This window comes from Micrococcoides hystricis (assembly GCF_042434215.1).
Lineage (GTDB): Bacteria > Actinomycetota > Actinomycetes > Actinomycetales > Micrococcaceae > Micrococcoides > Micrococcoides hystricis.
Genome location: NZ_JBHLUB010000004.1, coordinates 87,023 through 94,392, shown reverse-complemented (window position 1 = coordinate 94,392; position 7,370 = coordinate 87,023). Strand labels below are relative to the sequence as shown.

The window sequence follows — 7,370 nt, the reverse complement described above, 5'->3', positions numbered from 1 at the left end:
CCGCACACCAGCCGAAGTCGAGACCGACTACTGGCAGCAACACCAGCTGTCAGCAACAATAGAAATCAGGGTAAACGCCTAGGAAGAAAACCCGGACCATTTCACTACATCACCAGAGCACTGCTCGACACCGGCGGATTCCGAACCCAACTACACGCATTTTTACGATGAGCCCAAAAACTCACCAAAGAACACAATGTCGGGGCGCACCGTGCCGCGCGCGCAATCGGCGCACGAGGGCGGGTCCACCATGACCAAGTCCTCATCGGAACCGGTCGGAGCCACCGACTCAAACACCGAATCCGGCAGCGTTGCCGGGGCGGCGCAGTCATCGCAGCGGAAGGCGTACAGGGAGCCATGCAAATGGCTGACCTGTTCGGAGCCGGCCCGCTCGTGCAGATCATCCACATTCTGCGTGGAGATGAACAGCTGAATCTTCCGAGCCCATCGGGCCAGAGCCTGATGCCCGGCGTTGGGGCTGACCGAGCGCACCATCCTAGCCCGCCACAGGTACCAGCTATACACCAGCCGCGGATTGGCCCACCACGCGTCCGCGGTAGCCAATTGCTCCACATCGTAGTGCTGCCAGAAACCGGTGTGCGCATCCCGGAACGTGGGAACCCCGGATTCAGCGGACATACCGGCCCCAGAGAGCACTACAACTTTTTCCGCCGCACGCACCCAGGAGGTCAAACCCTCGGACTTCAAGCCGCCGGCCGCACTGGCTTGTTCCACACTTGCAAAGACATTCTCAGCCATGCCACCACCATATCGACACCCGCCCACGCGGCCAGCTGTGGACGAACGTCAAAGCCGATTGGACAGCTCAACTAGGATGGAGGCGTGGCTGGTTTGATCAAACGTGAAGTTATTGACCGGGTGCGGGAGCGGGCCGATCTGAAAGAGATCGTGGACTCCTATGTGACACTCCGTTCAGCCGGCGTGGGCTCCTTCAAAGGCCTGTGCCCCTTTCACGATGAACGCACCCCCTCTTTCCACATCCGACCCCAAGTGGGGACCTTCCACTGCTTCGGTTGCGGGGAATCCGGTGATGTCTTCTCGTTCCTGATGAAGATGGAGCACACCACCTTCTCGGAGACGGTGGAACAGCTGGCCGCCAAATACCAGGTCGAGCTGGAGTACGAGGACGGCGGCACCGGCCCGAACAAGCACGAGGTCGGCCGCCGCCAGCGCCTGCTGGACGCCCACCGCATCGCCGAAGAATTCTTCGTTCAACAACTAGCCGGTCCCGAGGCTGCGACCGCACGGAACTTCCTAACTGAACGCGGTTTCGACGCCGCCGCAGCCAAACACTTCGGCGTCGGCTACGCACCCAAGGGCTGGGATAACCTCCTCAAACTCCTGCGTGATCGGGGTTTCCGCGAGGACGAACTGCGGGCCACCGGCCTGTTCTCCGAAGGCAACCGCGGCCCCTACGACAGGTTCCGTGGCCGTCTCATGTGGCCCATCCGGGATCTGGTGGGGGCCACCATCGGCTTCGGCGCTCGCAAACTCTACGACGACGATCAGGGTCCCAAGTACCTGAACACCCCAGAAACCCAGCTCTATAAGAAATCCGAGGTGCTCTACGGGCTGGACCTAGCCAAACGCTCGATCTCGAAGTCTCGCCAGCTGATCGTGGTGGAAGGCTACACGGATGTGATGGCCGCGCACCTGGCCGGACTGGATACCGCGGTGGCGACCTGTGGCACCGCCTTCGGCGCGGATCACATCAAGGTGGTGCGCCGACTGATCGCCGATGACGGAACCGGTGGGGAAGTGATCTTCACCTTCGACGGGGACGAGGCCGGACAGAAAGCTGCCCTGCGTGCCTTCGACGAAGATCACCGTTTCCTAGCCCAAACCTTCGTCGCGGTGGAGCCCTCCGGCATGGACCCGTGTGACCTGCGCCAAGAACGCGGCGACGCCGCCGTGCGAGCCCTCATCGAGAACCGCCGGCCACTGTTCGAGTTCGCCATCCGAGCCACCCTAAAAAATTTCAACCTAGACACAGTCGAGGGCCGGGTGGCGGCCATGCGCAGCGCGGCCCCCATCGTCGCCGGGATCAAGGACCCCGCACTCCGGCCCGCCTACATGCGAGAGCTGGCAGGCTGGTTGGGCACAGATGTGGAAACGGTACGCCAGACCGTGCAGGCAGCCCTGCGCGGCCAACTCGGCCCGCGCCCGGGCCAACACACCCGGCAGCAGAACCAGGCAGGCCCGGCGAGACCGGAACAGCTGGCCCAGCACCCACCAGCCTTCAACCTCGCCGACCCGGTGGTGCGCATGGAACGCGAAGCACTCGAGGTGGTGTTGCAGCAGCCCGACCAACTCTCCGCCGAACAGTTCATGGCGTTCTATCACACCGAATTCAAGGTGCCCGCGCACGCCGCCATCCACGCGGCCATCCGTGCCGTCGCCGCTGCCGACACCCCGGTGCAGCGCTGGGTAGAAGCCATCCGGGAGGAGGTGCCAGTGCCCTTGCGGGCACTGGTCTCCGAGTTGGCGGTGACCACGCTGCCTGCGGCCACCGAGGAGCACCTGGTCCAATACTGTCGGGACATCATGAACCGGCTCTTCGAACTTTCCATCACCCAGCAAAAATCTGATCTGCTGGGCCGGCTCCAACGTCTTGGGTCCGAGGCCACCGCCGAGGAATCCCGGCAGATCCAACGCCAGCTTCTGGACCTAGAAACCCGGCGTAGACGGTTGCGTGAAGACCAATAGATTCGACATCCCAAAGGCCAAAAATGGGGTTCGTACACGCGCGAGGACGGACGCCGTGAGGGGCACAAAATGAGGGTGTTGGCGCGATTTTTGTTTCTCTTAACCTGCGTGTTACAGTAGTACCTGTTGCTTTCCCCAGTAGCTCAGCGGCAGAGCTCTCGACTGTTAATCGAGCGGTCATTGGTTCGAATCCAATCTGGGGAGCCAAACAAAATCCTTCACCGGAATCCGGTGGAGGATTTTTTGTTTCCCGGCTAAAAATCCTTCCCACCGCCGGCGCAGGCCTTGGTTCTTTGTGCCCTTGGCCACATAGGATTGGCACATGAGCAGAAACAGCACCGCCGCCACCGACCAGCAGGCCGGCTCCAACAACGACGACGTCATCGCTACCGCCGAGCTGCGAGCTGAGCGTGCCGCAGCCATTCTCGCCGTCGACACCCCCGTCACTGACCAAGGCATCGATTTTGTCAGCGGTACCGATGCCGGCTGCACAATGTCCATGACCATCCGCCCCGAGCAGTGCAATTCCCACGGCATATGCCACGGCGGCATCACCATGATGCTGGCCGACACCGCGGCCGCCTACGCGCTGAACACCGGCGAGGTCACCCCGCAGTGGGTCTCCTCCACCTCGCAATCAAGTTTCATTGCCCCCGGCCGGGTGGGACACACCCTGCTGGCGGAGGCACAGCTGCACCCGCGCCGTGGCCGGTCCTGCCTGGTGGATATCCGCGTCATCGATCAGGAAGGAACCATCGTGTTGGAAACCCGCAACATGATGGTGAGAATGGCCTAACCGGTGAGTTGTATCGCACGTCAGTGGTAGGTTAGTTTTCAATAGTTAGGTTTTGGCGTCAGGATGGAGAAAACCTTGTCTGAACAAGGCACACGCAACCGTCTATACGGATCCAGCTCGCACCTGGGTTTGTTCGATCTACTCAAAGTCATCGTCCGCTTGGGCCCGAAACAGCTACGTGATGAGCTGCGTCTAGCCCAGCAGCAGATGAAGACCAAAGGCGTAGAGGTCGGCATCGGCGCCGCCCTCGCCGTCGCCGGGCTGGTCTTTCTATCTCTGATGGTGATCGCCTTGGTCGTCCTCGTCGTCGTCCTGTTCGCCAAGATCATGCCGATGTGGGCCGCCGCTTTGGTTACGGCCGGAATCTTCTTGGTGCTGGCCGCATTGTTGGCCTTGTTCGGCGTCGGCAAGATCAAGGCAGCCATGCCGCTGATGCCCGAGGACGCCATCCGCGGTCTGCAATACGATGCCGCCGTGATGAAGGAAGGCCGGGCCTTCAACGCCCGCGACTTCGACCGCGAACGCCGCCGCGCCGCCAAGGAACGCGAACAGCAGCGCCGTCGCGAGGCCCAGCAGAAGCAGGCATCCGGCCCACGAATGCCAGCCCCGTCCTACCACGAGCTGCTGCGCCGCACCACGGCCCGCCGTAACCACTTGGCCCAGTTGCGCGACGACGCGCTGCGCAAGGTCGGCATCGACCCGAAGATGCCAAACAAGGGCGGCAAGTACTCCGTCCCGGTCGCTGACACCCCTGCGGAGGCCAACGTTGACCCAACCCAGCGCCCATCGGTACGCACCCCGGGATTGGTCAACACCTCGGTTCACACCACCCGCTACCCGGAAACCGCTGTCAGCTCCACCGGTGAGATCACAGATCCGGTTGAGAAGGCCAAGTACATTGCGCGGGAACGCTGGCAGGATCTGGCCGTCGCCGGTGTCTCCAGCGCAGCCTTTGCTGTTCTGGTCCGCAAAATCTTCAAAAACTAGCACACTAGAAACCGAATCGTTGTGATTCGTCTCATCGGAGCCGGTACCCGCGATGACGTGGAGTATGTGGTGACGGACCGTATTTTCACGGTTCCTAACATCGTCACCATTCTGCGTTTTCTGCTGGTACCGGTTTTCGTGTATTTCACGGTCACCGCTCAATATTTGGCCGCGTTCATCACGCTCACGGTCCTGAGCACCACCGATTGGGTGGATGGGTATCTGGCCCGGCGGCTAAACCAGATCTCCACTGTCGGCAAATGGCTGGACCCGCTGGCGGACCGGCTCTCGTTGATGATCACCTCGGCCACACTGGTGATCGTTGGGATCATCCCGATGTGGCTGATCTTGGCCATCGTGATCCCGGACATCGTGCTGATCATCAACTCGTGGCGGCTCTTCCGTGGTTCCCCGGAGCTGGAGGTCACCAACGCCGGAAAGATCCGCACCGCGGCCCTGCTGGTAGGCACCCCCTTGTTGCTGCTGACCCGGGTGCCAGAGGTGCCCGATCAACCGTGGACCACCATCGCCGTGCTGATAGTCCTGTTGGGCGCCATCGGACACGTGCTGGTCAGTATCCACTACCTGATCTTGGCCTACCGCAAAGCCGCCCGCCTTCGTGCGGCAGGACTGGATCCGCGCCAGCGCAGTACGTGGTCGAATCACCCCAAACACCAAGACCCAGACACACCAGATTCCCCGACGCACAACGGCGAGGTGCAGGGCCGTGAAGATCGAGGGCAGTAAGCATGCTGCTGCCCATCCTCGCCGCGGTAGGCTCAGCCATCGCATTGGCGATCGGCACCCACCAGCAGGCTAAAGCGGCACGGCTGAACGCAGCGGAGATTTCCTTGCGACGGCGTGGCTGGCTGGTGTTGCTGACCCAGCCACGGTGGCTGATCGGACTGCTGATTCAGCTGGTGGCCATCGCCCTGTCCGTCTGGGCGCTCTCCCGCGCGCCCCTGACCATCGTGCAGCCCATCGGCGCCCTGTCTTTAGTCGTCACCACATTGCTGAACTCGTGGGATCAGAAGATGAAACTGCCGGCGGCCACCTGGTGGGGCAGCACCTTAGCGGTTGCCGGCAGCCTAGGCTTTGTCTTCGTCGCCATCGGGGCGGTACACCAAGACCAAGTCGTCACCGTGACCCAGGAAACCAAGACGATCGTGACAGCCCTGGCCTTGGCGGTGTTCTCCTTGGCGCTCTATCTGGTCTACCGCAAGAACCCGCATGCCCTGCTGCTGGTGGTGATTTCCGGGATCCTCTACGGCTTCGTCGCGGTGTTGATCCGGGTGCTGATGCTCCGCGTCGATTTCGGTGCCCCCGACTGGTGGCAGAAGCTGCCGTGGCTACTCATCCTCACCCTGCTGGTGACGGCCGGATTCGGCTGGTTTTTAGTTCAGCAGGCTTACCTTCATGGTCCTCCAGACCTAGTCATTGCGGGCCTCACTGTCATCGATCCGATGGTCGGAGTCCTCATCGGCATCATCCTGCTGAATGAATTAAAGGTGACAACCCTGTCAATGGCCCATGTTGGCATGGTTGTGCTGGCCGCTGTTGCTATTGTTGGAGTGTTTGTACTGGCCAAGTCGCACCCACAAATGGCGCGTGTGGCGCCCGTGGGCAACAAGGAGACGCAAGCTAAGTGAGCTTGAGAAAAGACGATAAGCTGACGATTCTGATCGCGGCTGACACCTACCCGCCTGACGTGAATGGGGCGGCCATGTTTTGTTATCGGCTCGCCACCGCGATGACTGCCCGCGGACACGAGGTGCACGTCGTCGCCGCCCGCAACGATGCGGGACCGGGGCTGAAGCAGTTCCATGAGGAAGCTACCATTCACCGGTTGCGCTCCCACAAGGCCCCAACCCACGAGTCCTACCGGTTGTGCTTCCCGTGGCAGATCAAAAAGGACATGGCCCAAGTTTTTGCGGAGATCCAGCCCGACGTGGTGCACGCGCAGTGTCACTACATGGTGGGTGAGGCCGCCATCAATGAAGCCGTCCGCCGCCGAGTCCGACTGATCGCCACCAATCACTTCATGCCGGAAAACCTGGAACCGTACCTGCCGTTTCCGCGCTGGTTCCTCGACATCGTGTCGAAGAATTCGTGGCGGGACATGGGCAAGTTGATGGGCCAAGCCCAAGTGGTGACAACGCCGACGCCGTTGGCCGCGAAGACGATGGCGGCACGGGCCGGTCTGAAGCATGTGCTGCCGCTGTCTAACGGCATCGACTACCACCACTATGAGGCCAAGGCCGAGGACGAGGTGGTTTCCGATGGCCCGGCCCGCATCCTGTTTGTCGGCCGACTGGCCGTGGAGAAGAACATCGACGTCCTGCTCCACGCGGCCGCACGGTTGCGTGGCGATTTTCAGGTCCGCATCGTCGGTGATGGTGACCAGCGGGACAAATTGCACGAGCTGGCTCACGAGCTGAAGCTGGGGGAGAAAGTTCAATTCCTCGGGCACGTCGATGACGACCAGCTGCGCCAAGAGTACTTGGACGCCACCGTGTTCTGTCAGCCCGGGACCGCGGAGCTGCAGTCGCTGGTCTCCCTCGAGGCCATGAGCGCCTCCACCCCCGTGGTGCTGGCCAACGCGCTGGCTTTGCCACACCTGATTAATCAGGAAAAAACCAACGGCTACCTGTTCGTTCCTGGCGATCCGGAAGATCTGGCCGCCAAGCTCCAAATGGTCTTGGACGCGCCCGAGGCCGAACGCCGCGCCATGGGGCAGGCAAGCCACGAACTGGCCATGACCCACTCCGTGGACACCATCATGGACAAATTCGAGGCGCTGTACCGAGGTTCGGATGGCCGGGAGTTCATGGCTCCGGGCACGGCAAATCCGCGCTAAGAT

General features: G+C 61.7%; 7 protein-coding genes and 1 tRNA gene. 7 read left to right on the top strand and 1 reads right to left on the bottom strand.

Features of this window, described 5'->3' with window-relative positions:
• Nucleotides 1-162: 162 nt before the first annotated feature.
• The gene (locus ACFFFR_RS03840) at nucleotides 163-759 is read right to left on the bottom strand and encodes an SIR2 family NAD-dependent protein deacylase (protein WP_377458206.1); all 597 of its coding nucleotides are present in this window, start codon (nucleotides 757-759) and stop codon (nucleotides 163-165) included.
• 84 nt (nucleotides 760-843) lie between these two features.
• On the opposite strand from ACFFFR_RS03840, the gene dnaG reads away from it, so the two are divergent.
• The 7 genes from dnaG (at nucleotide 844) to ACFFFR_RS03805 (ending at nucleotide 7,367) form a co-directional block, all read left to right on the top strand.
• Nucleotides 844-2,727, top strand: coding sequence for a DNA primase (dnaG, locus tag ACFFFR_RS03835; protein WP_377458205.1), 1,884 nt, complete (start codon nucleotides 844-846; stop codon nucleotides 2,725-2,727).
• Nucleotides 2,728-2,859: 132 nt separating this feature from the next.
• Nucleotides 2,860-2,934 (top strand) — tRNA-Asn (locus ACFFFR_RS03830).
• 115 nt (nucleotides 2,935-3,049) lie between these two features.
• Nucleotides 3,050-3,523 carry a hotdog domain-containing protein gene (locus ACFFFR_RS03825; protein ID WP_377458204.1) on the top strand — a complete coding sequence of 158 codons (474 nt, stop codon included), beginning with the start codon at nucleotides 3,050-3,052 and terminating at the stop codon, nucleotides 3,521-3,523.
• 75 nt (nucleotides 3,524-3,598) lie between these two features.
• Nucleotides 3,599-4,510 (top strand): phage holin family protein, encoded by a 912-nt coding sequence (locus ACFFFR_RS03820; protein WP_377458203.1) that lies wholly within the window; start codon nucleotides 3,599-3,601, stop codon nucleotides 4,508-4,510.
• Between the two features lie 21 nt (nucleotides 4,511-4,531).
• Nucleotides 4,532-5,257, top strand: a complete 726-nt coding sequence (locus tag ACFFFR_RS03815) for a CDP-alcohol phosphatidyltransferase family protein (protein WP_377458202.1) — start codon at nucleotides 4,532-4,534, stop codon at nucleotides 5,255-5,257.
• 2 nt (nucleotides 5,258-5,259) lie between these two features.
• Nucleotides 5,260-6,159 (top strand): DMT family transporter, encoded by a 900-nt coding sequence (locus tag ACFFFR_RS03810; protein ID WP_377458201.1) that lies wholly within the window; start codon nucleotides 5,260-5,262, stop codon nucleotides 6,157-6,159.
• Nucleotides 6,156-7,367, top strand: a complete 1,212-nt coding sequence (locus ACFFFR_RS03805) for a glycosyltransferase (protein WP_377458200.1) — start codon at nucleotides 6,156-6,158, stop codon at nucleotides 7,365-7,367. Before ACFFFR_RS03810 ends, ACFFFR_RS03805 begins: the two co-directional genes overlap by 4 nt.
• Nucleotides 7,368-7,370: the final 3 nt, after the last annotated feature.